This is a genomic window from Streptomyces sp. Tu6071, from assembly GCF_000213055.1.
Taxonomy (GTDB): Bacteria; Actinomycetota; Actinomycetes; order Streptomycetales; family Streptomycetaceae; genus Streptomyces; species Streptomyces evansiae.
In genome coordinates, this window is sequence record NZ_CM001165.1 from 2,564,283 (window position 1) to 2,587,586 (window position 23,304).

Annotated in this window: 20 protein-coding genes; 10 read left to right on the forward strand and 10 right to left on the reverse strand. The window is 73.3% G+C overall.

The window, feature by feature from the left end:
- The first annotated feature begins 363 nt into the window (after nucleotides 1–363).
- The 4 genes from STTU_RS10405 (at nucleotide 364) to STTU_RS10420 (ending at nucleotide 5,625) form a co-directional block, all read left to right on the forward strand.
- On the forward strand, nucleotides 364–1,638 hold the full coding sequence (locus tag STTU_RS10405) for a sugar ABC transporter substrate-binding protein (RefSeq protein ID WP_043254759.1): 1,275 nt from the start codon (nucleotides 364–366) through the stop codon (nucleotides 1,636–1,638).
- 6 nt (nucleotides 1,639–1,644) lie between these two features.
- Nucleotides 1,645–2,628, forward strand: a complete 984-nt coding sequence (locus tag STTU_RS10410) for a carbohydrate ABC transporter permease (RefSeq protein WP_009068491.1) — start codon at nucleotides 1,645–1,647, stop codon at nucleotides 2,626–2,628.
- Between the two features lie 113 nt (nucleotides 2,629–2,741).
- Nucleotides 2,742–3,584 carry a carbohydrate ABC transporter permease gene (locus tag STTU_RS10415; protein ID WP_007822500.1) on the forward strand — a complete coding sequence of 281 codons (843 nt, stop codon included), beginning with the start codon at nucleotides 2,742–2,744 and terminating at the stop codon, nucleotides 3,582–3,584.
- A 112-nt stretch (nucleotides 3,585–3,696) separates the two neighbouring features.
- Nucleotides 3,697–5,625 (forward strand): GH39 family glycosyl hydrolase, encoded by a 1,929-nt coding sequence (locus tag STTU_RS10420; RefSeq protein ID WP_007822501.1) that lies wholly within the window; start codon nucleotides 3,697–3,699, stop codon nucleotides 5,623–5,625.
- Nucleotides 5,626–5,710: 85 nt separating this feature from the next.
- Here STTU_RS10420 and STTU_RS10425 read toward each other — a convergent pair whose 3' ends face one another.
- The 6 genes from STTU_RS10425 to STTU_RS10450 all read right to left on the reverse strand — a co-directional run bounded on the left by STTU_RS10425 (nucleotide 5,711) and on the right by STTU_RS10450 (nucleotide 12,739).
- Complete coding sequence (locus STTU_RS10425) at nucleotides 5,711–6,838, reverse strand: hypothetical protein (RefSeq protein ID WP_007822502.1); 1,128 nt, start codon at nucleotides 6,836–6,838, stop codon at nucleotides 5,711–5,713.
- 94 nt (nucleotides 6,839–6,932) lie between these two features.
- Nucleotides 6,933–9,812 (reverse strand): SpoIIE family protein phosphatase, encoded by a 2,880-nt coding sequence (locus STTU_RS10430; RefSeq protein WP_199785010.1) that lies wholly within the window; start codon nucleotides 9,810–9,812, stop codon nucleotides 6,933–6,935.
- A 550-nt stretch (nucleotides 9,813–10,362) separates the two neighbouring features.
- Nucleotides 10,363–10,770: an ATP-binding protein gene (locus tag STTU_RS10435; RefSeq protein ID WP_043254764.1), complete on the reverse strand. Its 408-nt coding sequence runs from the start codon at nucleotides 10,768–10,770 to the stop codon at nucleotides 10,363–10,365.
- Nucleotides 10,771–11,059: 289 nt separating this feature from the next.
- A complete protein-coding gene (locus tag STTU_RS10440; RefSeq protein WP_007822504.1) occupies nucleotides 11,060–11,452 on the reverse strand; it encodes an NUDIX hydrolase in 393 nt (130 codons plus the stop codon).
- 75 nt (nucleotides 11,453–11,527) lie between these two features.
- Nucleotides 11,528–11,821 carry a hypothetical protein gene (locus STTU_RS10445; RefSeq protein WP_234019204.1) on the reverse strand — a complete coding sequence of 98 codons (294 nt, stop codon included), beginning with the start codon at nucleotides 11,819–11,821 and terminating at the stop codon, nucleotides 11,528–11,530.
- Between the two features lie 162 nt (nucleotides 11,822–11,983).
- Nucleotides 11,984–12,739 (reverse strand): GntR family transcriptional regulator, encoded by a 756-nt coding sequence (locus STTU_RS10450; protein ID WP_007822505.1) that lies wholly within the window; start codon nucleotides 12,737–12,739, stop codon nucleotides 11,984–11,986.
- A gap of 200 nt (nucleotides 12,740–12,939) precedes the next feature.
- Between STTU_RS10450 and STTU_RS10455 the strand changes: the two genes are divergently transcribed.
- Nucleotides 12,940–14,073 carry a threonine synthase gene (locus tag STTU_RS10455; protein ID WP_007822506.1) on the forward strand — a complete coding sequence of 378 codons (1,134 nt, stop codon included), beginning with the start codon at nucleotides 12,940–12,942 and terminating at the stop codon, nucleotides 14,071–14,073.
- A gap of 188 nt (nucleotides 14,074–14,261) precedes the next feature.
- Here STTU_RS10455 and STTU_RS10460 read toward each other — a convergent pair whose 3' ends face one another.
- Nucleotides 14,262–15,479 carry a pyridoxal phosphate-dependent aminotransferase gene (locus STTU_RS10460; RefSeq protein ID WP_007822507.1) on the reverse strand — a complete coding sequence of 406 codons (1,218 nt, stop codon included), beginning with the start codon at nucleotides 15,477–15,479 and terminating at the stop codon, nucleotides 14,262–14,264.
- 82 nt (nucleotides 15,480–15,561) lie between these two features.
- Between STTU_RS10460 and STTU_RS10465 the strand changes: the two genes are divergently transcribed.
- The gene (locus STTU_RS10465) at nucleotides 15,562–16,251 is read left to right on the forward strand and encodes a winged helix-turn-helix transcriptional regulator (protein ID WP_007822508.1); all 690 of its coding nucleotides are present in this window, start codon (nucleotides 15,562–15,564) and stop codon (nucleotides 16,249–16,251) included.
- 225 nt (nucleotides 16,252–16,476) lie between these two features.
- Nucleotides 16,477–17,892, forward strand: coding sequence for a hypothetical protein (locus STTU_RS10470; protein WP_007822509.1), 1,416 nt, complete (start codon nucleotides 16,477–16,479; stop codon nucleotides 17,890–17,892).
- A gap of 83 nt (nucleotides 17,893–17,975) precedes the next feature.
- On the opposite strand, the gene STTU_RS10475 is transcribed toward STTU_RS10470, so the two are convergent.
- The 3 genes from STTU_RS10475 to STTU_RS10485 all read right to left on the reverse strand — a co-directional run bounded on the left by STTU_RS10475 (nucleotide 17,976) and on the right by STTU_RS10485 (nucleotide 20,561).
- Complete coding sequence (locus STTU_RS10475) at nucleotides 17,976–19,142, reverse strand: MFS transporter (protein ID WP_007822518.1); 1,167 nt, start codon at nucleotides 19,140–19,142, stop codon at nucleotides 17,976–17,978.
- 239 nt (nucleotides 19,143–19,381) lie between these two features.
- Nucleotides 19,382–19,756, reverse strand: a complete 375-nt coding sequence (locus STTU_RS10480) for a VOC family protein (protein WP_199785011.1) — start codon at nucleotides 19,754–19,756, stop codon at nucleotides 19,382–19,384.
- Between the two features lie 73 nt (nucleotides 19,757–19,829).
- Nucleotides 19,830–20,561, reverse strand: a complete 732-nt coding sequence (locus STTU_RS10485) for a VOC family protein (RefSeq protein WP_043254768.1) — start codon at nucleotides 20,559–20,561, stop codon at nucleotides 19,830–19,832.
- A gap of 286 nt (nucleotides 20,562–20,847) precedes the next feature.
- Here STTU_RS10485 and STTU_RS10490 point away from each other — a divergent pair, with 286 nt between their 5' ends.
- From STTU_RS10490 to STTU_RS10500, 3 genes are all read left to right on the forward strand, one after another.
- Nucleotides 20,848–21,228 (forward strand): hypothetical protein, encoded by a 381-nt coding sequence (locus STTU_RS10490; RefSeq protein ID WP_007822526.1) that lies wholly within the window; start codon nucleotides 20,848–20,850, stop codon nucleotides 21,226–21,228.
- A gap of 129 nt (nucleotides 21,229–21,357) precedes the next feature.
- A complete protein-coding gene (locus STTU_RS10495; RefSeq protein ID WP_043254771.1) occupies nucleotides 21,358–22,308 on the forward strand; it encodes an SDR family NAD(P)-dependent oxidoreductase in 951 nt (316 codons plus the stop codon).
- Nucleotides 22,309–22,362: 54 nt separating this feature from the next.
- A complete protein-coding gene (locus STTU_RS10500; RefSeq protein ID WP_007822529.1) occupies nucleotides 22,363–23,277 on the forward strand; it encodes an SDR family NAD(P)-dependent oxidoreductase in 915 nt (304 codons plus the stop codon).
- The last annotated feature ends 27 nt before the right edge of the window (nucleotides 23,278–23,304 follow it).

Below are 23,304 nucleotides of genomic sequence, written 5' to 3' on the forward strand. Positions count from 1 at the left end.
CCTCCCGCCCGAGCGCTCGTACCCCCTTGCCGACGCGCCCCTCCCGCCGAGGTAAGCCCCCCGGACCCGCCCCGCCCCCGCGCCCGAGGACCCCCGGGTCCCCCTCGCCCTCCCCATCCCCCGCCCCCAATCCAGCCGATGCGGGACAATTCATATGTTGTGAACGCAAGCCACGCCACCACCCCCCACCTCTGTTCGCCCCGCCCGCCCCACATCCCCTCCCCAGAACATCCACGAAGTGTGACGTAGACCCCCCTTGCGCCCGCCCCGCCTCTCACGCCACAGTGATGTATGCGCTTACAGACAGCGCATACATTCCCGCCGCTCGCACCGGTGAGGAACCCGCTCAAGGAGGAGCACGTCATGAACCGCCCCGCGAGACTCCGCACCCGGAAGACCGTGCGGAACACCACGGTCGCCGCTGCCTCGATCGCCGCCATGGTCGTCATCGCCGCCTGCGGCGGCTCCGGCGGCGGGGGCGTCTCCGCCGACAAGAAGCAGACCCTCACGGTCTGGGGCATGGGCGCCGAGGGCGAGAAGCTCGCCGACATCGCCAAGACCTACGAGAAGTCGCACCCGAACATCACCGTCAAGGTGACTCCGGTCGGCTGGGACGTCGCGCACCAGAAGCTCGTCTCCGCCGCCGCCGCGAGCAAGCTCCCCGACATCGCGCAGATGGGCGGGAGCTACATGGGCGAGTTCTCCGAGCTGGGCGTCCTGGAGCCGGTCGACACGAAGACCTTCCACGAGAAGGACTTCTTCCCGGCCTCCTGGAAGCAGGGCGTCGTGGACGACACGGCGTACGGCGTGCCGTGGTACGTCGACACGCGCGTCGTCTACTACCGCACGGACCTCGCCAAGAAGGCCGGGATCACCGAGGCGCCCAAGACGTGGAAGGACATGAAGGCCCTCGCCACCGCGTACCAGAAGCAGGCCGGTACGCGGTGGGGCCTCTCGATCCAGCCCTCCGGCACCGACACGGTGCAGAGCTTCTACCCCTTCCTGTACTCGGCGGGCGGCCAGATCGTCAGCGACGACGGCAAGAAGGCCGTCGTCAACAGCCCCGAGGCGGTCCGCGCGCTCACGGAGTACGGCACGTACTTCAGCAAGGGCCTCGCGAAGAAGAGCGTCACGCCCGGCTACGACGTGCTCAAGGACTTCGACAGCGGCTCCGTGCCGATGTTCTTCTCCGGCCCCTGGCAGATCAGCTCGATCAACCAGACGCACCCGAACCTCAAGGGCAAGTGGGGCATCACGACGGTGCCGCGCGACGAGTCCGCGACCTCGATGGCCGGCGGCTCCTCGCTCGTCATCTCCAAGGACAGCGACCACAAGGCCGCCGCCACGGACTTCGTGAAGTACCTGACGAGCGCCAAGGGCCAGACCGAGTTCTACAAGGCGAGCGGCGACCTCCCGGCCCGCACCTCCGCCTGGGACAGCGGCGAGCTCGCGACCGACAAGAACCTCCAGACCTTCCGCACGCAGGTCGAGAACTCGAAGACCTCGCCCGCGCTCGCGAAGTGGTCGGAGATCTCCTCGAAGGTCGACGACGCGATCGAGCAGGTCACCCAGGGCAAGGCGAGCGCCAAGTCGGCCCTGGACAAGGCCCAGTCCGAGATCGAAAGCCTCCTGGGGTAAGCGGTCATGAGCAGCACGGCAGACACGGCCGCCCCGGCGGCCACGCAGGGCCCGCCCGCCCCCGCCTCGCGCGGGGGCCGGGGGGCCGGGCCCGCCCGCCGGGGCGGTTCGGTGCGCACGCACCACCTGGCGGGCTGGCTCTTCTCCACCCCGTTCCTCGTCCTCTTCGCCGTCTTCATGGCGCTGCCGATCGTCGCGACGCTCCTCATGAGCTTCACCGACTTCGGCCTCGCCAACGTGACGCACCCCTTCGACGCGAAGTTCATCGGCCTCGACAACTACGTCAACCTCTTCCAGGACGACAAGTTCCTGAAGTCCCTGTTCAACACGGGGTACTTCGTGGTCGTCGGAGTGCCCGTCACGATCACCGCCGGGCTGCTCGTCGCGGTCCTGCTCAACAACGGCATCGACCGCGCGCGGACCTTCTTCCGGGTCGGTTTCTACGCGCCCGTCGTGACCACGATCGTCGCGGTGGCCGTCGTGTGGCGCTTCGTGCTCGATCCGAGCGACGGGCTCGTGGCCGGGCTCTTCGACGCGGTCGGGCTCACCTCGCCCGACTTCCTCGGCAACGAGCACCTCGCGATGCCGTCCATGATCGCGATGGCGGTGTGGCGCAACGTCGGCAACGTCATGGTGCTGCTCATCGCGGGCCTCCAGGCGATCCCGCAGGAAGTGCGCGAGGCCGCGAAGCTCGACGGCGCGGGCGCCTTCCAGGAGCTGCGCAGGATCACGGTCCCGCTCCTGCGCCCGACGCTGCTCTACTCGACCGTCATCACCACGATCGGCTTCCTCAACGTCTTCGAGGAACCCTTCGTGATGACGCAGGGCGGCCCCAACAACAGCACCCTCACCGTGTCGCTGGACATGTACAAGGAAGGCTTCAACTTCTTCCACATGGGCTACGCGAGCGCGATGGCGTACGTCCTCTTCATTGTGATCATGGCCATCACGGTGCTCCAGCTCCGACTGCTGAAGGACAACACGAAGTGAGCGCCACGACACCGGCCCCGCGCCGTACCCCCAGCGACCCCGGAACGCACGCGACGAAGGCCCCGGGCCACGATCCCGGCCACGACGCGGGCCAGGACCCGGGACGCCCGCGCGTGCCGCGGACCCCGCTGAGCGAGCGGCTGCGCAAGCCCCTCACGTACGTCGCCCTCTCGATCGGCCTGCTGATCATGGCCGCGCCGTTCCTGTGGATGGCGCTCTCGGCCTTCAAGACCGACGAGGAGCTGGGCGGTTCCAAGACCGTCTGGATTCCCTCGGAGTGGACGCTCGACCAGTTCCGCGCGCTGCTCGACAAGCTCGACCTGCCGCTGTACTTCATGAACTCCGTGGTTGTCGCGGTGCTCGTGACCGTCTGCAACCTGGTCTTCTGCTCGATGCTCGGCTACGCGCTCGCGAAGCTCGACTTCTTCGGCCGCAACAAGGTCTTCGCACTCGTGCTCGCCGCGCTCATGGTGCCGGGCAACCTGATGCTGCTGCCGATGTACGTGCTGATGAACAAGCTGGACCTGCTCGACAGCTACGCGGGCCTGGTGCTGCCCTTCGCGGCCGGTGCCTTCGGGGTCTTCCTCATGCGGCAGTTCATGCAGTCGATCCCGGACGAGCTGCTCGAAGCGGCGCGGATGGACGGCGCGAGCGAGTGGTACATCTTCTGGCGGATCGTGATGCCGCTGGTCAAGCCCGCCCTCGCGACGCTCGGCATCCTGACCTTCCTCGGCTCGTGGAACAACTTCGTGTGGCCGCTGATCGCGACCAACGACCCGGACAAGTACACGCTCCCCGTGGCCCTCGCGACCTTCGCGAACGACCCCAACAAGGTCGCGGGCTCGAACGGGGTCCTGATGGCGGGCTCGCTCCTCGTGGTCCTGCCGGTCCTGCTCGTGTTCCTCGTGCTCCAGCGGCACTTCAAGCCGGATCTCGCGACGGCCGGGCTCAAGTAGCCGCGCCCCTTCGCGCGATCCCCGGTACGGGCCCAGGGCACTCGACCCGCCCCGCGCGCCCGGCCCGTACCCCCCTCTTCTTCCTCTCCCCCCAGCAAAGGTTCTGTTCGCCATGCCCGAAAAGCCCGCCGCTCCGGCGCATCCCGCCGCGCCGGACGCCCCCGCCGCCGCACCGGCGGCCCCCACCGCCGCGCCGGAGAAGTCCGCCGCCCGCTCCGACTGGGAGCAGCGCATCGGCAAGCCCAGCGACACCCGGCTCACCGGTACGGCCGCCGTCGCCGCTCCGGCCGGACTGCGCGCCGAGGAGGGCACCGGGCTCGTACGGCTCGACTGGCGGCCCGTCGCGGGCGCGCTCGGCTACCTCGTGCACCGCGCCGACTCGCCCGAGGGCCCCTTCACGCCGCTCGACCACCTCGGCGGCGACGTCCTCGCCGTGCCGCACCCGCCGTACGCCGACACCCTCGTGGAGCCCGGCCGCGCCTACCACTACAAGGTCGCGAGCTGGACCGACGACGGCGCGGGCCCGCTGGGCGCCGAGACCGTGACCGCCACCCCGAAGGCCCCGGGCGAGGCGCCCGCCGCCGTCGAGGTCGCGGTCGACGCCGCCGCCCCGACGAGCCCGCTCCCCCGCGTGTGGAACAGGATCATCGGCGCCGAGCACCTCTCGCTCCTGCTGTGGGACAAGCCCGGTCCCGGCGGCTCGGACACGGCCGCCGAGTACCACGAGGCACTGGGCAAGGTGCGGGACGAACTCGGCGTCCGCGCGGTCCGCGCCCACGGCACCTTCCTCCCCGAGACGGTCTCGGTGCGTCCCGACGGCAGCTTCGACTTCTCCGGGCTCGACGAGGTCTACGACCGCTTCCTCGCCACCGGCCTCAAGCCCGTCGTCGAACTCTCCTTCATGCCGGAGGAGCTGGCGAAGGACCCCGGGTACACCGTCTTCGACTACAAGGCGCTCGTCTCGACGCCCACGTCCTGGGAGCGCTGGGGCGAGCTGTGCCACGCGCTCGTCGTCCACCTCCAGGAGCGCTACGGCCGCGACGAGGTCGCCGGCTGGGAGTTCGAGGTGTGGAACGAGGCGAACCTCGAAGTCTTCTGGAACGGCACGCAGGACGACTACCACCTGCTGTACGCGTACGCGGTCCGGGCCGTGAAGGCCGCCGACCCGCGCATCCGCGTCGGCGGGCCCTCCTCGGCCGCCGCGGGCTGGGTCGGCGCGCTCCTGGAGTACTGCCGCGCCGAGAACCTGCCCGTCGACTTCGTCTCGACGCACACGTACGGGAACGCGCCGCTCGACTTCCGCCCGCTGACCCGCGCCTACGCCGAGGCGACCGGGCGGCCCGAGCCGGAGATCCTGTGGACCGAGTGGGGCGTCACGCCGACCCACTTCCACCCCGTGAGCGACTCCGTCTTCTCGGCGCCGTTCGTGCTGCGCGGCATGAAGTCGGCGCTCGCCTCGACCGACGCGCTCGCCTACTGGGTCGCGACGGACCAGTTCGAGGAGTTGGGCTGGCCGCCGAAGCTCTTCCACGGCGGCTTCGGGCTGCTCACCGTCGGCAATCTGCGCAAGCCGCGCTACTGGGCGCTGTGGCTGCTCAACCAGCTCGCGGGCGACCGCGCCCCCGTGGCCGTGAGCGGTGACGGCGCGGACGCGACCGTCGAGGCGCTCGCGACGCGCGCCGAGGACGGCTCGGCCGTGGACGTGCTCGTGTGGAACGGCACGCTCGACCAGTCGAAGGTCGCGGGCGCCGCCGCGCTCGGCCGGTCGACCACCGTCCGTGTCACGGGCCTCGAGCCGGGTGCCCGGTACGCGGTGAGCGCGTACCGGGTGGACGAGGCGCACGGCAACATCCAGGCCGTGTGGGAGGAGATCGGCGGCGGCGACTGGCCGGACGCGCCCCAGTGGGCGAAGCTCCGCGAGGCCGACCGGCTGCCCGCCGAACCGCTCGCGCCCGTCCTGGCGGACGCGGCGGGCACGGTGCGCGTGGAGGTCGAGCTGCCCATGCCGGGCATCCGCCTCCTGGGCCTGCGCCGCGCCTGAACCGCCCCGCCCCGGCGGCCCGTTGACTCCGGGGGCCGTGCGCCACACCTGACGGTGGCGCACGGCCCCCGGCTCATGTCCCGGGCTATCCCAGCCGGTTGACCGGAGCGCCCCAACTGTCGCGGTACGCCTTCCAGTCGGCCTCCGTCGCGGCGAAGTCCACGTACAGGGCGAGCCCGAAGCGGACGCGTTCGCGGTCGGTGCGCGCGAGGCCGAGGCGGGCGCCGCGCACGGCGGCGGGGACGGTCTCGGCGGCGGCGCGGTGGCCGGGCTTGTTCTCGTGGAAGAAGGGCATGCCCATGAGCAGATCGGTCTCGGGCGGGGTGGCTTCGAGGGCGAGTTCGGTCTGCTGGGCGACGTAGCCGCCGTACAGGCTCTCCAGGGGCATCGCGGTGTCGTACGACATGACGGCGATCTGGTCGACGCGGCGCGCGACCTGCGCGAAGTACGCCTGGCTCCAGTACTTCTCGTGGCCGCTGACCGTGCCGAAGACGGTGTGCAGGCCGGGAAGCGGGTCGATCTGGTGCGCGGCGACGGAGAGCGGGGCGTGCCGCGCGGCCGTGAGGGCGTGCAGGCGGGTGAGGAGGTCGAGGAAGTCGCCGTCGCCGGAGTGCAGGGGCTCGAAGTCGAAGTGCAGGCCCTGGAATCCGGCGTCGAGTATCTGCCGCGAGGAGGTCAGGACGGCGCCGCGCGTCCTCGGGTCCGTCATGCTCAGCCCGTCGGGGGACTCGGTGTCGAGCACGTCGCCGAGCCACGCCTGCACGCGGAGCCTGGGCAGTCGTGCGTGGAGCCCGCCGACGAGCCAGCCGGCCTTCGGGTAGAGCTTCTCCGGCAGGGTGCCGTCGTGCTCCAGCGGGCCCGCGTGCACGTAGAGGTCGCGGATCCCGGTGTAGCGGAGCTGTTCCACGAGCCGGTCGAGGTCGCCCGTGTCCTTGCGCCCGTCGACCCAGGCGTGCCCGAGCCACAGCGCGTCGCGCCCGCGCGTGCGGGTCCCGTCCCCGGGCTCGCCCGCGTACGAGAACCGCAGCCAGGTCCCGGCGGCGAGCACGGGCAGCAGAACGAGCAGGACGACGCCGAGCGCGGTCCGGCGCAGTACGCGCACCCAGCGGGGCCGGGGCCCGCGACGGGTCCCGGAACCGGCAGCCTCCGCACTCTCCGCGTCGAGCGGCCCGTCCGGCCCGTCCGCGTCCCGCTCCACGGTCTCCGTCTGCATCCGCCCGCCTCCCGGCCCACCGAGCCCGGAGCAACCCCCCGGCGCGTCGCACAGAGTAACCGACACGCCGAGGGGGGACGGGGTTGACGCCTGGTCAGAACAGGCTCAGCAGCGCCTCCGCCGCGTCCACCCCGCTCGACTCCCCGTCCGGCAGGCCCAGCTCGAACCACACCGTCTTCCCGTGCGGCGTCCGGCGCGAGCCCCAGGAGGCGGCGAGCAGTCCGACGAGCTGGAGCCCGCGTCCGCCTTCGTCCGTGTCCTTGGCCCGGCGCCGCCTCGGCTGCACGAGCCCCTCGTCCCACACCTCGCACACGAGGGTCCGGTCGAGGAGCAGCCGGAGCCTGATCTCCCCGTCCCCGTACCGCAGGGCGTTCGTGACCAGCTCGCTGACCAGCAGCTCCGTGGTGTCGGCGAGCGCGTCGAGCCCCCACCCGGCGAGCCGTTCCCGCGTGTACTCGCGGGCCTTGCCGACGGATTGCGGGTCGCGCGGGAGCGTCCAGTCGCCCACGTTCTCCTCGGGCAGTCCCTGCACGCGCGCCATGAGGAGGGCGATGTCGTCCTCGCCGTGGTGCGTGTCGAGGCGCCGCAGTACCTGGTCGCAGATGTCCTCCAGCGAACGCCCGGGATCGGTGAGGGCGTTGCGGAAGGCGAGGAGGCCCTCGTCGAGCGGCTGGTGCCTGGACTCGACGAGCCCGTCGGTGTAGAGCGCGAGGAGGGCGCCCTCGGGGAGTTCGACGGTGACCTCCTCGAAGGGTTCGCCGCCGACGCCGAGCGGCATGCCCGGGGGCACGTCGAGCAGGAGCGCGGGCCGGTGGGCGCCGCTCGGCTCCAGCAGGACGGGCGGCAGGTGGCCCGCGTTGGCGAAGGTGCAGCGGCGGGTCACGGAGTCGTACACCGCGTACACGCACGTCGCGAGGTAGACCTCGGCGAGGTCGGTGTCCTGGTCCTGGCGGGCCGCACGCGTCGTCTGCTGCGGCGAGCCGAGGCCCTGCGCGATCTCGTCCAGGTGCGAGAGGACCTCGGCCGGTTCGAGGTCGAGAAGCGCGAGGGTCCTTACGGCGGTGCGCAGTTCGCCCATCGCCGCCGCCGCGCGCAGACCGCGCCCCATGACGTCCCCGACGACGAGTGCCGTGCGGTGCCCGGGGAGTTCGATGACGTCGAACCAGTCCCCGCCGACCTCGGTCGCCTCGTTGCCGGGGAGGTAGCGGCAGGCGATGTCGAGCCCGGCCGCCTCCGGCTCACCGGGCGGCAGGAGGCTGCGCTGGAGGAGCAGGGCGCGTTCGTGCTCGCGCCGGTACAGGCGCGCGTTGTCGATGAACACGGCGGTGCGGGTGGCGAGTTCGACGGCGAGGGCGCGGTCCCTCTCGCCGAAGGGCTCGCTGCCCTTCGTCCGGGCGAACTGCGCGAGCCCGACGACCTTGTCGTGCGCGACCATCGGCACGGCGAGCGTGGACTGCACGAGGTCGCCGTCCGTGCCGGGCAGCAGCTCGGGCAGCGCGGTGCGCAGCACGCGGGCGCGCGGCGAGTCGGACGGGTAGCGGTGCACGGCGCCGACGTCGACGGAGCCCGCCCCGGCCCCGTGCCGCCGCGCCTCCTCGGGCCCCGGCCCGTACCCGTACCAGGGCCGCCCCCGCTCGCGGCGTCCCTCGCCGGGGGCGCTGGGCCGCCCGACCGTGAACGGCCCGGCGGGCGAGGCGCTCCACTCCCGCATCTGGTCCAGGGGGGCGCCCGACGCGGGGTCGTTCGCCCCTGGGGCGGGCGTGCCCGTCCCGGTCCCCACGTGGCCCTCGCGCTGCCGCAGGAACGGCAGCACGTCGGCGACGGAGCTCGCGAAGGCGACCCGGCGCAGCTCGGCGCTGCCGTCCGCCATCCCGGGCGCCTGCTCGTCGCCGAGGAGGAGCGCCTGGTAGAGGTCGACCGAGGCCAGGTCGCAGAAGCCGGGGACGGCGACGTCGAGGAGTTCGCGGGCGGTGGTCTCCAGGTCGAGCGAGTTGCCGATGCGCGAGCCGGCCTCGTTGAGGAGGGCGAGGTTGCGCCGGGCGCTCGCGGCCTCGCGCGCGGCGGCCTGGCGCCGGGTCACGTCGGTCGCGAGCGCGGCGACGCCGAGCGGGCGGCCTGTGCCGCTGTGCACGCGGTAGAGGTCGAGCGACCAGTGGCGGGGCTGGGTCTCGCCGGGGGGCGTCCCGGTGAGGCTGAGGTCGTTGAGCGCCCCGCCCTTCTCCAGGACGTGTCGCAGCGCGGCCTCCAGCCGATCGCGCTCGGCCGGTACGAGGTAGTCCCGCGCGCCGAGCCCCTGGTGCGCCGCGGCCGGGCGACCGAAGACGGAGGCGAACCGCTCGTTCACCCTCCGTATCCGCAGATCGGTTCCGAAGAGCACGAAACCGAAGGGAGATTGGCCGAAAATCGCCTGCGAGGCGGCGAGGTCCGTCTCGATGCCGCGCAGCGTCCGCACGTCCACGGCGATGCAGACGGCCGCCGGATCGCCGTCCTCGGTACGCGTGGGCATGACGTAGATCTCCGCGATGCCCTCCTGTGCGGGTAGGCGCCCCGAAGCGGAATCAGGGATGCCGGTACCGGTCCCCGCGCCGCCGGGGGCACGGTCGGCGGCGACGGGATCGGGCCCCTCACCCAGCGTGGTTCCGCGGGCCGCCGGGTCCCGCCTGGCGGGCAGGCGGAAGGGGACGATCCCCGTCCACTCGCGGCCGTCGAGGATCTCGGCGAGCTTGCGATGTCCCTGGCCGCGCAGCCTGGGCGGCACGAAGGTCTCGACGGGATCGCGGCCCACGACGTCCTCGGCGCCGAGGCCGAAGAGCCGTTCGGCCCGCTCGCTCCACTGGTCGACGGTGCCGTCCGGCCCTATCGAGAAGGCGGCGACCTTGATGTAGTCGTAGATGGAGCCCGCGGGGCTGCTCTGCCACACGATCTCGTCCGGGGTACGGCGGGGGCCCGCCGCCCTCGCAGGTATCTCGCTCACGCGTACCGTCCCCTCCAGCCCACCGCGACCGGGGGGCGCTCCGGGCGGCGGCTTCCCGCAGTATCCAGCACCACGGCGCGACACCCAACGGCCTTCACGATCACCGGCCGATCCCGACGCTTTCCGGCCCCCGCCACGCACACGCCCGCGCACGCGGAGCCCACCGCGCACGCCCACGCGCGCGCGGCCCCGACTTCTGCCCTGGGCCCTGACCTGGAGATCGACACTTCCTCTCTCCTAACCAGCCGCCCCCTCCTCTAACCCGCCTCGTACGTCCGTGCTGCGCACCCGCGTCGCACAGCCGTCCCGGCGCGCGCGGAGGAGGGCACGACGGCGGGCGCGCGCACGGCGTGATTCGCGCGGGTCGCACAGGAGCGCGAACAGGCGCGCGCGGCGGCAAGCAAGGAGGCGTGCGGGGGCACAGGGGCGCACACGCAACTCCCGTACCGCCGTTTTCGCGCCGTACGGAAGCGACGAATGCGCGGAATTCGTACGGGGGTTCAGGCGGGGTGGGTGCGGCGCGGGGGCCGCGCGAGGGCGTCGTACGGGGTCAGACGACCGGGATGGGAAGCTCGCACCACACCGTCTTGCCGGTGCGCGCGGGGTCCACGCTCGTTCCCCAGTTCCGCGACTGTCTGCTGAGCAGCCGGATGCCGCGCCCGCGTTCCTCGTCGTGGTGGGGTCTGCGTTCGCGCGGGCCCTGCGTGACCGGGTCCGAGACCTCGACGAAGAGGCTGTCCCTGCGGCGCGAGAGGCGCAGGCCGATGGGGCCGTGGGCGTATCTGAGGGAGTTGGTGACGAGTTCGCTGACGACGAGAATCGTCACGTCGGTCATCGCGGCGAGGCCCCAGTCGGTGAGGCGCTCGCGGGTCAGGTCCCTGGCCCTGCGCGCCACCCCGGGCTCAGCCGGAAAGGTCCACTCGGCGCACACGCCCTCGGTGTCGATCAAGACGATCACTTCCCCAGAAAGACCGTAGAAGACCCTTGGCGGAGAATCCCTTGCGCCATCAATAGCCCCAAGCCGCGCTTTTCAGACGGAATCGCGCGTACTTCCCGGCGGGTTGGCACGAATGGCGCAGCACGGGGAGCCCGCCCGGTGGACGGGGAGGAAGGTGGGGAGGAGGGCCCGGCGCGGTGGGCTTGCGGGGTGGTGACCACGGTTGCGCGGGGCGTCGGCCGCAGACCCGCGGAGCGTCGGCCGGGAGCCCGCGGGGCGGGCCTCGGCGGAACACCCGTGGGGGCGGCCCTCAGTCGAGCAGTCCCCACCGCGCGAGTTCGTCGAAGAGGAGGCGGTCGACGGGCGGGACCTCGGCGCGGTCGGCGAGCGTGAACCAGGCGATCTCCTCGATCTCGCTGCTCGGCGCGATGTCCCCGCTGTGCTCGGCCGTCCAGCAGCTCATCCGCACCCGCGTCCCCGGCGACTCCGGCACTTCGGCCTCGTACGTGCCGAGGTGGCGCGCGCTCGCGGCGTCGAGCCGTACGGTCAGCTCCTCCTCCGCCTCCCGCAGGAGGACGTCGACGTCGCTCTCGCCGGGCTCGCGCTTGCCGCCCGGCACGTAGAAGACGTCCTTGCCGCGTGGCCGGGCGCACAGGACGCGCCCGTCCTCGACGCGCACCCAGGCCACCGTGTCGATCAGCACCGCTCGCGCTCCTCCTCGCCGGTCCGCGCCCCTGTCGGCACCGTCCGTCCGGTGAACGACTCTAGAGGCCAGCCCCTAGCGGAGCGGGTCCTCGTCCAGGGCGCCGATCACGCCTTCGGGGCGGGGGCGGTCGTCGGCGTGCTCGACGACGTAGAGCGCGCGGGGCGCGGGGACACGGGCGTTGAGGACGTCGGCGCGGCGTTCGGCCTCGGCGCGGGTGGCGTAGCTGGCGACGCGGTAGCTGTCCTCTTCGCCGTTGTCACGCCGTATCAATTGCCAGGGCAGCGAGGCGACGGGATCGGCCGTGCCGGCCCTGCGGACCTGGCGTCCCACCCTGGCGACGCCCCCCGTGGAAACTCCGTTTCGCATATGCCCGACCCTACCCCTCGCCTTTACGCACCGCATGCGACTTGGCACGATACGAGGGGACGAACCGGCCGTCCGGCGCCGGGAAGCGGGGGGTCGCACGGGGGCGCACACGCCCAACGCGCCCCCCGGCGCTGCCACTTGTCTCGCGGGGGGCGAGGCAGCCTAGCGGACCGGGAGATGGTAGGCGAGTCGGTAGCGGTCGGCGGGGACGACGAGGTCGGCGGTCTCCACGGCGCGCTGGGAGGCGTAGTACGTACGGGAGATGACGATGACGACGTGTCCCGGGACCCCGCCGAGCAGGACCAGTTCCTCGGCGAGCCCGGGGCGCGCGCCGACCTCCTCGACCACGTTGTCGACGACGGTCTCGATCGCCGCCATGCGCTCGACGACGCCGCAGCCGCCGAGCGGTCCCTCCTCCGGCAGCATGACGGGGGTCCGTCCCGTGAGGGAGAGCGGCTCCCAGGAGGTGGAGAGCATCATGGGCCGCCCGGACTCGCGGAAGACGTAGCGGGTGCGCATGAGGCGCTCGCCCGCCGCGACGCCGAGCCGCTCCGCGATGTCGTCGGGCGCGGGCTCCTGCGCGCTGTTCGCGTCCCAGGACCCCTGCGCCCCCTCCGCGGCCTGCTCCTGCCGGAAGGCGGTCGAGGCGCCGGCCGGGGCGCGGAAGCCCGAGCGGGCGATCCGCCGGGGTTCCAGGCGCTCGCGCACGTAGGTCCCCGAGCCCGATCGCCCCTCCACGAGCCCCTCGGCCATCAGCACCTTGCGTGCCTCCAGGGCCACGGTGTCCGAGACGCCGTACTCCTTGCGGATACGCGCCTGCGAGGGCAACCGGGTGTGCGGCGGGAGCGAACCGTCGACGATCTTCTGCCGGAGATCACCCGCGACACGCAGATACGCCGGCTGCTCACCGAAAGTCACAAGCCACTCCTCAGGTTGACAGACGGCCACAGCGTGACAACCGAAAGTTGTCGCCCGCAAGCGGAGGCCAAAGTTTCACCCGATGTGATGAAGCGGCTTTGCGCAGGGACTTCCTGTCCGCTAAAGGCCACCGGAAAACCCGCGCCCGGAAGTTGCCCCCTCACACAGCGTGGGGCCCGTCCGCTCCTAGGCTCACTCCCATGACCTCCGCCGCGCCGTCCTCCGCCGCCCTGCCCGACCGCCTCTGCCCCCGCGACGGCACCCGTGTCCCGCTCGCGGACCCGGCCTGGTGCTGCCCCGCGTGCGCGGGCCCGCTGGACCTCGACTTCCACCCCGTGCCCGAGCCCCCCGCCGGGCCCGCGACCTCGCTGTGGCGGTACGCGGACATCCTGCCGCCGGCGGCGCCCGGGATCTCGCTCGGCGAGGGCGGCAGCCCGCTCGTACCGCTCACCGAACGGGTCTCCGCGAAGCTGGACTTCCTCATGCCGACGCTCTCGTTCAAGGACCGGGGCGCGGTCCTCCTCGTCGGCCTCGCCCAGCGCCTCGGCGCGCGCGAGGTCCTGGCGGACAGCAGCGGCAACGCGGGGACGTCGGTGGCGGCCTACTGCGCCCGCGCGGGACTGCGGTGCACGGTGTACGTACCGGAGTCGACGTCACCGAAGAAGACGGAGCAGATCGCCGCGCACGGCGCCCGCGTCGTCCGCGTCCCCGGCGACCGCGAGGCGACGGCGCGGGCGGCCCGCGCGGCGGCGGACGAGCCCGGGGTCTTCTACGCGAGCCACGTCTTCCACCCGTACTTCACGCAGGGCACGAAGACGTACGCGCACGAACTGTGGGACCAGCTCGGCGGCAGGCTCCCCGAGGCGCTCGTGGTGCCGGTGGGGAACGGCACCCTGCTCCTCGGCGCGGCCCTGGCGGTCGAGGAGTTGTACGGGGCGGGCCTGATCCCGCACCGCCCCGCCCTGCACGCCGTGCAGGCCGAAGCGGTGTCGCCGCTGGCGCGGGCGTGGCGCGAGGGCCTGGACGACCTCGGCGGCGACACCCCGGCGGCCCCGACCCTCGCGGAGGGCATCGCGATCCCCCGCCCGCCCCGCGCCCGGCAGATCCTCGCGGCGGTACGGGCGACGGGCGGGGCCTTCCACACGGTCCCCGAATCCGCGATCGCCCCGGCCCAGGCGGACTTGGCGAAGCGGGGCCTGTACGTGGAGGCGACGGGGGTGGCGTGCTGGGCGGCGGTCCGGGAGGGGGCGCTGGGCGACACGGAAGCGGTGGTGCCGCTGTGCGGAGCGGGCCTGAAAACGGGAATGGCCCCGGCCGGGACAACCGGCCCGTGATCCAGCCCCTCCGGCGCTTGAGGAGCGGGGCCCGGGGCGGAGCACCGCGAGACACGCCGCGATCCGGACGCCCCCAGATCCGGGCCATGAAATCCAGCCCCTCCGGCGCTTGAGGAGCGGGGCCCGGGGCGGAGCCCCGCGAGGCCGAGCCCCCGCCCCCGCTCACAGGCCGGCCCCCGGCCCCCCGCTCAGACCGCCTGCCGGTACCCCGCCAGGAACCGCCCGATCCGCCCGATCGCCGACTCCAGATCGTCCGCGTACGGCAACGTCAGGATGCGGAAGTGGTCGGGCCGGGCCCAGTTGAACCCCGTCCCCTGCACCACCTGGATCTTCTCCCGCAGCAACAGGTCCAGGACGAACCGCTCGTCGTCCACGATCGGGTGCACGGCGGGGTCGATCCGCGGGAAGGCGTACAGCGCCCCCTTCGGCTTGACGCAGCTCACCCCCGGAATCTCGTTCAGCTTCTCGCAGGCCCGGTCCCGCTGCTCGCGCAACCGCCCGCCGGGCGCGGTGAGTTCACGGATGGACTGCCGCCCGCCGAGGGCCGCCTGGATCGCGTACTGCGCGGGCGCGTTGGCGCAGAGCCGCATCGAGGCGAGCATCTGGAGCCCCTCCAGGTAGTCCCGCGCGTGCTGCCGGGGCCCGCTCACGACGAGCCACCCGGAGCGGAACCCGGCGACGCGGTACGTCTTGGAGAGCCCGCTGAAGGTGAGGACGACCACGTCGGGACCCAACGCGGCGGCGCTGTGGTGTACTTCGTCGTCGTAGAGGATCTGGTCGTAGATCTCGTCGGCGAGGATCATCAGCCCGTGCCGCCGCGCGAGGTCGAGCACGCCCTCGACGATCTCCTTCGGATACACCGCCCCCGTCGGGTTGTTGGGGTTGATGAGGACGATCGCCTTGGTGCGGTCCGTGATCCGGGACTCCATGTCGGCGAGGTCCGGGTTCCACTCGGCGGACTCGTCGCACACGTAGTGCACGGCCTTGCCGCCCGAGAGGGTGACGACGGCGGTCCACAAGGGGAAGTCCGGTGCGGGCACGAGGACTTCGTCGCCGTCCTCGACGAGCGCCTGCACGGCCATCGTGATGAGTTCGGAGACCCCGTTGCCGAGCCACACGTCGTCGACGGTCACGCCCTCCACGCCGAGCGCCTGGTACCGCTGCGCGACCGCGCGCCGCGCGGAGAGGACGCCGCGCGAGTCGGTGTAGCCGTGGGCCTGCGGGAGCATCCGGATCATGTCCTGGACGATCTCCTCCGGCGCCTCGAAGCCGAAGAGCGCGGGATTCCCCGTGTTGAGCCGCAGCACACTGTGGCCCGCCTCCTCCAGCGCGTTCGCCTGCTCGATCACCGGGCCCCGGATCTCGTAGCAGACCCCGTTCAGCTTGTTCGACTGCCGGAACTCCATCGATGCCTCCACGGAAACTGTGATGCTTGGTTTTACCAAGCGGGCACTTGGAAAGTCCAACCCTGTGTCTAGACTGCGACTCATGCCACGTCAGACGCAGACCCGACAGACGCAGACCCGGCAGTCCCCGCCCCGCCGCCGGAGCTACGACCAGTACTGCGCGGTCTCGCGCGCCCTCGACTCGGTCGGCGACCGCTGGAGCCTGCTGGTGGTACGGGAACTGCTCGCGGGCCCGCGCCGCTACACCGATCTGCTCGCCGACCTCCCCGGCGTGAGCACCGACATGCTCGCGACCCGGCTGCGCGACATGGAGCGCGACGGGCTCGCGAGCCGCCGCAGGCTCCCGGCCCCCTCGTCCGCCTCGGTCTACGAGCTGACCGCCCGGGGCCGCGAGCTGCTGCCCGTGCTCACCGCGCTCGCGGCCTGGGGCGCCCCCGACCTCACGAGCCGCCGCCCCACCGACGCGGTCCGCGCGCACTGGCTCGCGCTCCCCCTCCTCACGCCGCTCGCCGCGACCCTCCCGGCCCCCGCCGTCATCGAGGTCGAACTCCCCGAGGGCCTCTTCCACCTCCGCCCCCACACCCCCGGCGACCACCCGCCCTACGCCGAGGGCCCCGCCGAGGCCCCCGACGCGCGCCTCCACATGAGCGCCGACACGTGCCGCGCCCTGGGCGAGGGCACGCTGACACTCCCGGAGGCGGTCAAGGAAGGGCTCGTACGGGTCACGGGCGAGACCCGGACGGCGCGCGGGCTCGCCGCCCCGGCCGCGTAGGGGAGCACCCCGTACCCCCGGCGGACCCGCGCCGCACCCGCCCGGGACATCACCCGCCCGACCCGCCCGGTTCCCCCGAACGGCCCTCCTCCCGCCCGCCCGCCGTGCCCCGCGCGCCGGGCGGCGATATCAGTGGGACCGCACGACCCGACCCTCTCCGCGCCCTCCTTCCGGTGCGCACCGCACACCGGGCCGGGAGGGGCGCTCTCCGGAACAGGAGCGAACGTGACCACTGGAGCCTTCGGCGAGACCGGAACCGGACCGGCGCACGGCACGGGGGCGACCTCCCCGCCGCCCGCCGACCTCGCGGCGCTCGACCGGCGCCTCACCCGCCTGGAGACGGAGCGCGCCCGCCCCCCGGGCGCGCGCACGCTCGACGAGTTCCTCCGGCCGCTGCGCGAGGCGCGCGCGGCCTGGGACGTACGGCGTTCGGTGGGGCAGCCGGAGCAGAAGACCGTGAAGGTCGTACGGCCCTCGGGGATCACGCTCCCCGAGGACTCGCCGCTGCGCCGGGTGCCGCCGCGCAAGCCGGAGGACCAGCAGCCGGACTACCTGGAGAAGTTCGACAGCCGGACGCTGTTCTACGACGCGTTTCGGCTCGGCGAGGACGTGTGGCTCTCGGGGCCGCCGCTCAACAACCTCAAGGAGCCGCTGGAGAAGGCCGACTGGCGGGTGGACGGCACGGACGTCGCCGCGTCCGTCTCGCTCTCCGACTGGGGCAGGACCCAGCGCTCCCGGATCAGGGACGCGGCTCCGGGAGAACGCCTGACCCTCGGGCTCGGCGACGAGCGCTTCAGCGCGGACATCGCGCCCGACGAGTCCGCGCTCTTCGCGGGACAGCGGACGCTCATCACGAAGTCCCAGGACAACGACCTCGTCTGGATCCAGGACTTCCTCCAGTACTACCACCTCGTGCACGGCGTCACGGGTGTCGTGTTCTACGACAACAACTCGACGCGCTACACCCCGCAGGACGTGGCCGACGCGATCGCCGCGGTGGAGGGGATCACGACGGCCGTCGTCGTGGACTGGCGCTACCCCTGGGGCCCCAACTGCGGCCCGAACGAGGTCTGGGACTCGGACTACTGCCAGTACGGGCTCCTGGAGCACGGGCGGTTCCGCTACCTCTCGCGGGCGGCCGGGGTCGTCAGCGTGGACATCGACGAGCTGGTCCTGTGCGACGACGCGCGCTCGGTCTTCGACCACGCGGAGGAGTCGGCGGCCGGGGCGGTGATGTTCGACGGTCGCTGGATCGCCAAGGCGACGGCGGAGCCCATGGACCCCGCGCGCCAGCGCCGCTTCACCGACTACCGGCACCGCGCGAAGGGCACGACCACCGTCAAGTGGGCGGTCCTGCCCGGCATCGTCGACTGGCGGTCCACGCAGTGGCGCGTCCACAGCGTCGCCGGCTCGAACGCGGAGAAGAACGACCTCATCCACCACCGCCACTACCAGGGGGTGAACAACGGCTGGAAGTACGACAGGCCCGAACAGCTCGTCACCCCCGGCACCCACACCTTCGACGTCCGCATGAGCCACGTCCTGGACATCGTCTTCGGCCCCTCGGAGGACTTCGAGCCGACGGCGGCACTCGCGCCGTCCACGGCGGTGGAGCCCTCCGGCGAGGAACGCACGCGGTAGCCGCCCGCAGGGGCAGGGGCCCGCGCCGGACCGGCTGGAGGGGCCCGGTACCGGGCCCCTCCAGCCGGTCCCGGCCCGGCCGCTCACGCCGCGCGCCGCGCCCGGAGGAGCACACAGGCGAGCGCGCAGAGCGCCGCGCCGCACCAGAAGGTGCCCCCGTAGCCGGTCCCGGCGGCGACGAGGCCGGTGAGAGCGCCGGAGATCAGCTGGGCGACGGGGAAAGTCGCCGAGAAGAGCGCCGCGGCCGTGCCCGCGCCGCCGGGGACCTCGCGCTGCACGAGCACCATGGGCAGGCTCACGAGCACGGCCGTCCACAGGGCGTTGGGTACCTGGAGGAGCAGCAGGGACGGGCCCGATGCGGCGAACGGCACGAGCGAGAAGAACGCCACCGCGAGCACGGCGGCGGCCCGCGCGAGCCGTTCCTCGCCGAGCCGTGCGGCAAGCCGCCCCACCCCGATCAGCAGCGGGATCTCCAGCGCCGCGCACGTCCCCGCGAGCACCCCGACGAGCGCGGGGCTCAGGCCGAGTTCACGCGTCACGTACGGGGCGAGAGCGATGAGGTACATCTGGTCGGCGACGTTGACGGCCGTCGCGGCGCCGAGCAACAGCCAGGTGCGGCGCGGCACTTGGGCGAGCACGTGGCGCAACTTCGCGGGCGGCGTCTTCGTGCGCGGCACGCGGGGCAGCACCAGGCGGGCGAGCAACGCCGCGAGCAGGAGGAGCGCCGCGAGGCTCGCGTACAGCGTCCCGAAGCCCGTCCGCGCGAGCAGGAGGAGTCCGGCGGGCGGCCCGAGCACCCACCCGGCCGAGAACACGGCCCGCACGGCGGCGGTCCCGCGCGCGAGGGAGCGCCCCGTCAGCTCCGACAACTCCCGTGCGTAAGCGAAGACTTGCGAGGCATACGTGTTGGCCAGGCCGCCGAGGAGGGCGCCGGTCGCGCACACGAGCGCGTACTCCCGTACGAGAGCGAAGCCGCCCGCTCCGGCGACCCCGGCGAGCGCCGCGAGGACCAGGACGCTCCTGCGGTCGGCGAGCCGGTCCGACCACCGCCCCACCGTGAGCCCGAGCCCCACGGAGACGACCGCGCACAGGACGAAGTACAGCCCGACCCGGCCGGGCCCGGCGCCCGCCTCGTCGGCGAGGAAGAGGCTCGTCGTGGTGCCGAACACGGACATGGCGAGCGCGTAGCACGCGGTGGCGGCGCCGAGTGCGGTACCGGCGCGCGGAATTGCTGGACGGACGGTCGTCACGACACTCTCCTGCCGGTCGGCGCAGGACCGGCGCGGACGCACCGGCCTTACGGCAGTCGGCTCCACGGAGAGAGCGGGCATGCCCTGGGTCGCGGGGAGAGTAACAGGGCGTGCGACGGGGGAGGTACGGGTTTTCGGCGCACGCGGCGGGGCGATACCGGTCTTCGACGCACCCGGCGGGGGCCCGCGTGTCCGCAACCCCGTGGGCCCCCGCACTCCGCCGTCGTGCCGCGCCGGGCTCAGTCCGACCGTTCCGCGTCCCCCCGCAGCACGCACAGCTCGTTGCCCTCCGGGTCCGTCAGGATCACCCAGCCCGAGCCGTCCGGCTCGCGGTGGTCGGCGAGGAAGGCGGCGCCGAGGGCGAGCAGGCGGTCCACCTCCGCGTCGCGGGTGGTGTCCGGGCGCAGGCACAGGTGGACGCGGTTCTTGCCCGTCTTGGGCTCCGGCACCTGGTTGAAGTACAGCATCGGCCCCTCCGCGAGGAGCACCGCCGTCTCGCGGTCGCCCGGGGCGCAGTCCGGGTCGAGCGGGCGGCCCGTCACCTCGCTCCAGAAGCACGCGAGCGCGTACGCGTCGCCGCAGTCGATCGCCACGTTCTGCACAGCTGAGACCATGGGGAGAGCCTATGCGGGGGGGTGCACCGGCCGTGCGGCAACAACCCGCCACCGCGAGTGCGCCGTTCGCCCCTCACTGCTCCGGCGAGCGGTCGGTCAGGCAGTACTCGATACCGGCCGTGTCCCGCATCACGTGCCACTCCGCGCCCTCCCGCACGTACGTGGCACCCGCGAGTTCGTGGCGCGCGCGGGCCGCCTCGCGATCGGCGGTCGCGAAGTCGATGTGCGCGCCGGGCTCGCGGTCCGCCGCGAGGCGCTGGGCGAGGATACGGAAGGGGAAGTCCCGGGCCGTGCGCAGGTGCTGGTACTCGGGCTGGTTCGTCGGCTCCGCCTCCCAGCCGGTCATGCGGGTCCAGAAGGCCACCTCCTCGTCGTACGCCGAGGGGCCGATGTCCAGCGTCACCTGGTCGAGGCGCGCGCCGCCGAAGCTCGGCGGGGGGACGTTGAGCCCGTCGTCGTGGACGACGCAGAAGCCGAGCCCGGCCGGGCTGCGGAGCACGACGAGGCCGGGCTCCTCGTGCTCCGTGAGGGCGCCGAGGCCGGCCGCGTGGCGCGCGAAGCCCTCGACGTCGTCGACACCGAGGTCGAGGTGCGTACCGCCCCGGCCCTCGCGCAGCGACTGGTGCTTGAGCACGGCGTCGTAGGGCTCGGGCGGCAGGAAGGTGACGAACTCGCCGTCCTCGCCGCGCGCCTCGGAGATCTCCGTACCGGTCACGGCGGCCCAGAAGGCCCGGTCGCGGTCGGCGCCCGCGCGGGGGCGGTCGACGAAGGCGTACCCCCAGTGGACAGGGCTGCTGCTGCTCATGTGCTCGGCTCCTCGCTCGTGTCCTCGGCCCTCGGCGGCGTCGTGAGGGAGAGAGCCATCATGCGGGCCGCCTCGGCGAGGACCCGGTCATCGCCGCGCGGGTCCTCGCGGAAGGCCGTCGCGGGAGGCCGTCGCGGAAGGCCGCCGGAGCAGGGGGCGGGGCCGGGCGGACCGGGAGGCGCACCGCACCCCCACAGCCCCGCGCCCGTCGGCCCGCTCGCGCCCCTCCCCTCCCCGTGCTGCGCGCGTAGACTCGGGTCATTCATGCCGGACGGGGGTTGGGCACGTGAGTACGTGGTTGTGGGTGCTGTTCTTCGTGGTGGTCTTCGGGGGCGGCGGGATCGGTGAGCGGGCGCGCAGGGCGCTGCGGACGCGTCACCAGCGCAGGCTCGAACTCACGGAGGCGAAGGAGCGGGCCGAGCGGGCGCGGGTGGACGCCGGGCGACCGCCGGAGCCGGTGTGCGGCTGCGGGCACCACCTCGCGACACACGACACGGGGGGCCGCTGCCACGAGCTGGTGCGCACCGCCGTGGCCTGGGACGCGGACGAGAAGCCGGAGCGGTACGAGGCGCGGGACTGCCCGTGCCAGCGGTACGTGGGGCCCGAGCCGCTCCACCTCACCTTCGCGCAGGAGCTGACGGACCTGGATCAGCGCCCGCGCGAGTGACCGGCCGGGGCAGGGGGCGTATTCCGAGCCTGGCCCCCGTACTACCCCTCTCGGGGGAGCACTGGCAGCCCGCCCGCGTCCGTCGCACGGTGGAGTGGCAAGCCACCCGACTTCCGCGAGGACGTGCGCATGTCTCTCCCGACCACCCCCTTCGACCGCGATTCCACCGCCGACGACGTCCTCGCCGGGGTGGACCTGCACGGTCGCACCGCCCTCGTCACGGGCGGCTCCTCCGGGGTCGGCGCCGCGACGGCCCACGCGCTCGCCCGGGCCGGCGCGCGGGTCGTGCTCGCGGCGCGCGGTCTCGGCACGGCGCGCGAGGTCGCGGCGCGGATCACGGCGGGGACGGGGAACGAGGCCGTGACGGCCGCCCCGCTCGACCTCAGCGACCCGGCCTCGGTGCGCGCCTTCGTCGCCGCCTGGGAGGGCCCGCTGCACATGCTCGTGAACAACGCGGGCATCATGGCGCTCCCCGCGCTCGACCTCACGCCGGAGGGCTGGGAGCGCCAGTTCGCGACGAACCACCTCGGGCACTTCGCGCTCGCGACCGGCCTGCGGCCCGCGCTCGCGGCGGCCGGGGGCGCGCGCGTCGCGGCGCTCTCGTCCACGGGCCACTTCGCCTCCCCCGTCGTCTTCGACGACATCAACTTCGCGCACCGCCCGTACGACCCCTTCACCGCCTACGGCCAGTCGAAGACCGCCGACGCGCTCTTCGCCGTCGAGGCGGGCAAGCGCTGGGCGGCGGACGGGATCACGGCGCACGCGGTGATGCCGGGCGGCATCAAGTCCCCGCTCCAGCGCCACGCGTTCGGGGACGACATGGACGCACGGGCGCGCGCGGTCTACGAGGCGTACCCGTGGCGCAGCGCGGAGCAGGGCGCGGCGACGTCCGTGCTCGCCGTGGCCTCACCGCTCCTGGACGGCGTGACGGGCGCCTACTTGCAGAACTGCCAGGAGGCCCCCGTGCTCGATCCGGCGCGGGCGGCCGGGGAGCCGGAGCCGTTCGGCGTCGCGGCCTGGGCGCGCGACGCGGAGGCCGCCGGGCGGCTGTGGGAGCTGTCGGCGGCGGCGGTCTCCTGACCGACCCGGCGCGCCTCCGGGTCACCACTTCACCAACTGCGAGGAAATACCATCATGTTGACCACACCTTTCGGCTTCTCGTCCACCACCGACGACGTGCTCGAGGGCGTCTCGCTGGCGGGCAGGCGGGCCGTCGTGACGGGCGCGACCTCCGGGCTCGGCACGGAGACGGCGCGGGCGCTCGCGGCGGCGGGCGCCGAGGTCGTGCTGGCGGCGCGCAGGCCGCGAGCGGCGGCCGAGGCGGCGGCGGAGATCACGCGCACGACGGGGAACGCGGCGGTCTCGGCGGCGCCGCTGGACCTGGCGGACCTGGCCTCCGTACGGGAGTTCACGGCCGGTTTCACGGGACCGCTGCACATCCTGGTGAACAACGCGGGGATCATGGCCCTCCCGGAGCTGCGACGGACTCCGGAGGGGCGGGAGGCGCAGTTCGGGACGAACTTCGTGGGGCACTTCGCGCTCACGACGGGCCTGTACCCGGCGCTCGCGGCGGCGGGCGGGGCACGGATCGTCTCGGTCAGCTCGCTGGCGCACCTCATGTCCCCGGTGGTCTTCGACGACGTGGACTTCCGCTTCCGCCCCTACGATCCGTGGGCGGCGTACGCGCAGTCGAAGACGGCGGACGTCCTGCTCGCGGTCGGCGCGGACCGGCGGTGGGCGGGCGAGGGCATCCGCGCGAACGCGCTGAACCCCGGGGCGATCGCGACCAACCTCCAGCAGCACACGGGCGGTCTGCGCACCCCCGAGCCCCTGCGCAAGACGGTGCCCCAGGGCGCGGCGACGAGCGTGCTGCTCGCTGCCTCGCCGCTCCTGGACGGCGTCGGCGGACGCTACTTCGAGGACTGCGGCGAGTCCCCGGTCGTGGAGCAGGCGGGACCGGTCGGCTCGGGCGGCGTGGCCCCGTACGCGCTGGACGCGGCGAACGCGGACCGGCTGTGGGAGCTCGCCGGGGAGCTGATCGCGGCGTGAGCGGCACGGGCGTCGGTCTCCTCGGAC

Coding starts and splice junctions, on each gene's coding strand:
- STTU_RS10405 (WP_043254759.1), top strand. CDS start 364: ATGAACCGCCCCGCGAGACTCCGCACCCGGAAGACCGTGCGGAACACC.
- STTU_RS10410 (WP_009068491.1), top strand. CDS start 1,645: ATGAGCAGCACGGCAGACACGGCCGCCCCGGCGGCCACGCAGGGCCCG.
- STTU_RS10420 (WP_007822501.1), top strand. CDS start 3,697: ATGCCCGAAAAGCCCGCCGCTCCGGCGCATCCCGCCGCGCCGGACGCC.
- STTU_RS10425 (WP_007822502.1), bottom strand. CDS start 6,838: ATGCAGACGGAGACCGTGGAGCGGGACGCGGACGGGCCGGACGGGCCG.
- STTU_RS10445 (WP_234019204.1), bottom strand. CDS start 11,821: ATGCGAAACGGAGTTTCCACGGGGGGCGTCGCCAGGGTGGGACGCCAG.
- STTU_RS10455 (WP_007822506.1), top strand. CDS start 12,940: ATGACCTCCGCCGCGCCGTCCTCCGCCGCCCTGCCCGACCGCCTCTGC.
- STTU_RS10460 (WP_007822507.1), bottom strand. CDS start 15,479: ATGGAGTTCCGGCAGTCGAACAAGCTGAACGGGGTCTGCTACGAGATC.
- STTU_RS10465 (WP_007822508.1), top strand. CDS start 15,562: ATGCCACGTCAGACGCAGACCCGACAGACGCAGACCCGGCAGTCCCCG.
- STTU_RS10480 (WP_199785011.1), bottom strand. CDS start 19,756: ATGGTCTCAGCTGTGCAGAACGTGGCGATCGACTGCGGCGACGCGTAC.
- STTU_RS10485 (WP_043254768.1), bottom strand. CDS start 20,561: ATGAGCAGCAGCAGCCCTGTCCACTGGGGGTACGCCTTCGTCGACCGC.
- STTU_RS10495 (WP_043254771.1), top strand. CDS start 21,358: ATGTCTCTCCCGACCACCCCCTTCGACCGCGATTCCACCGCCGACGAC.
- STTU_RS10500 (WP_007822529.1), top strand. CDS start 22,363: ATGTTGACCACACCTTTCGGCTTCTCGTCCACCACCGACGACGTGCTC.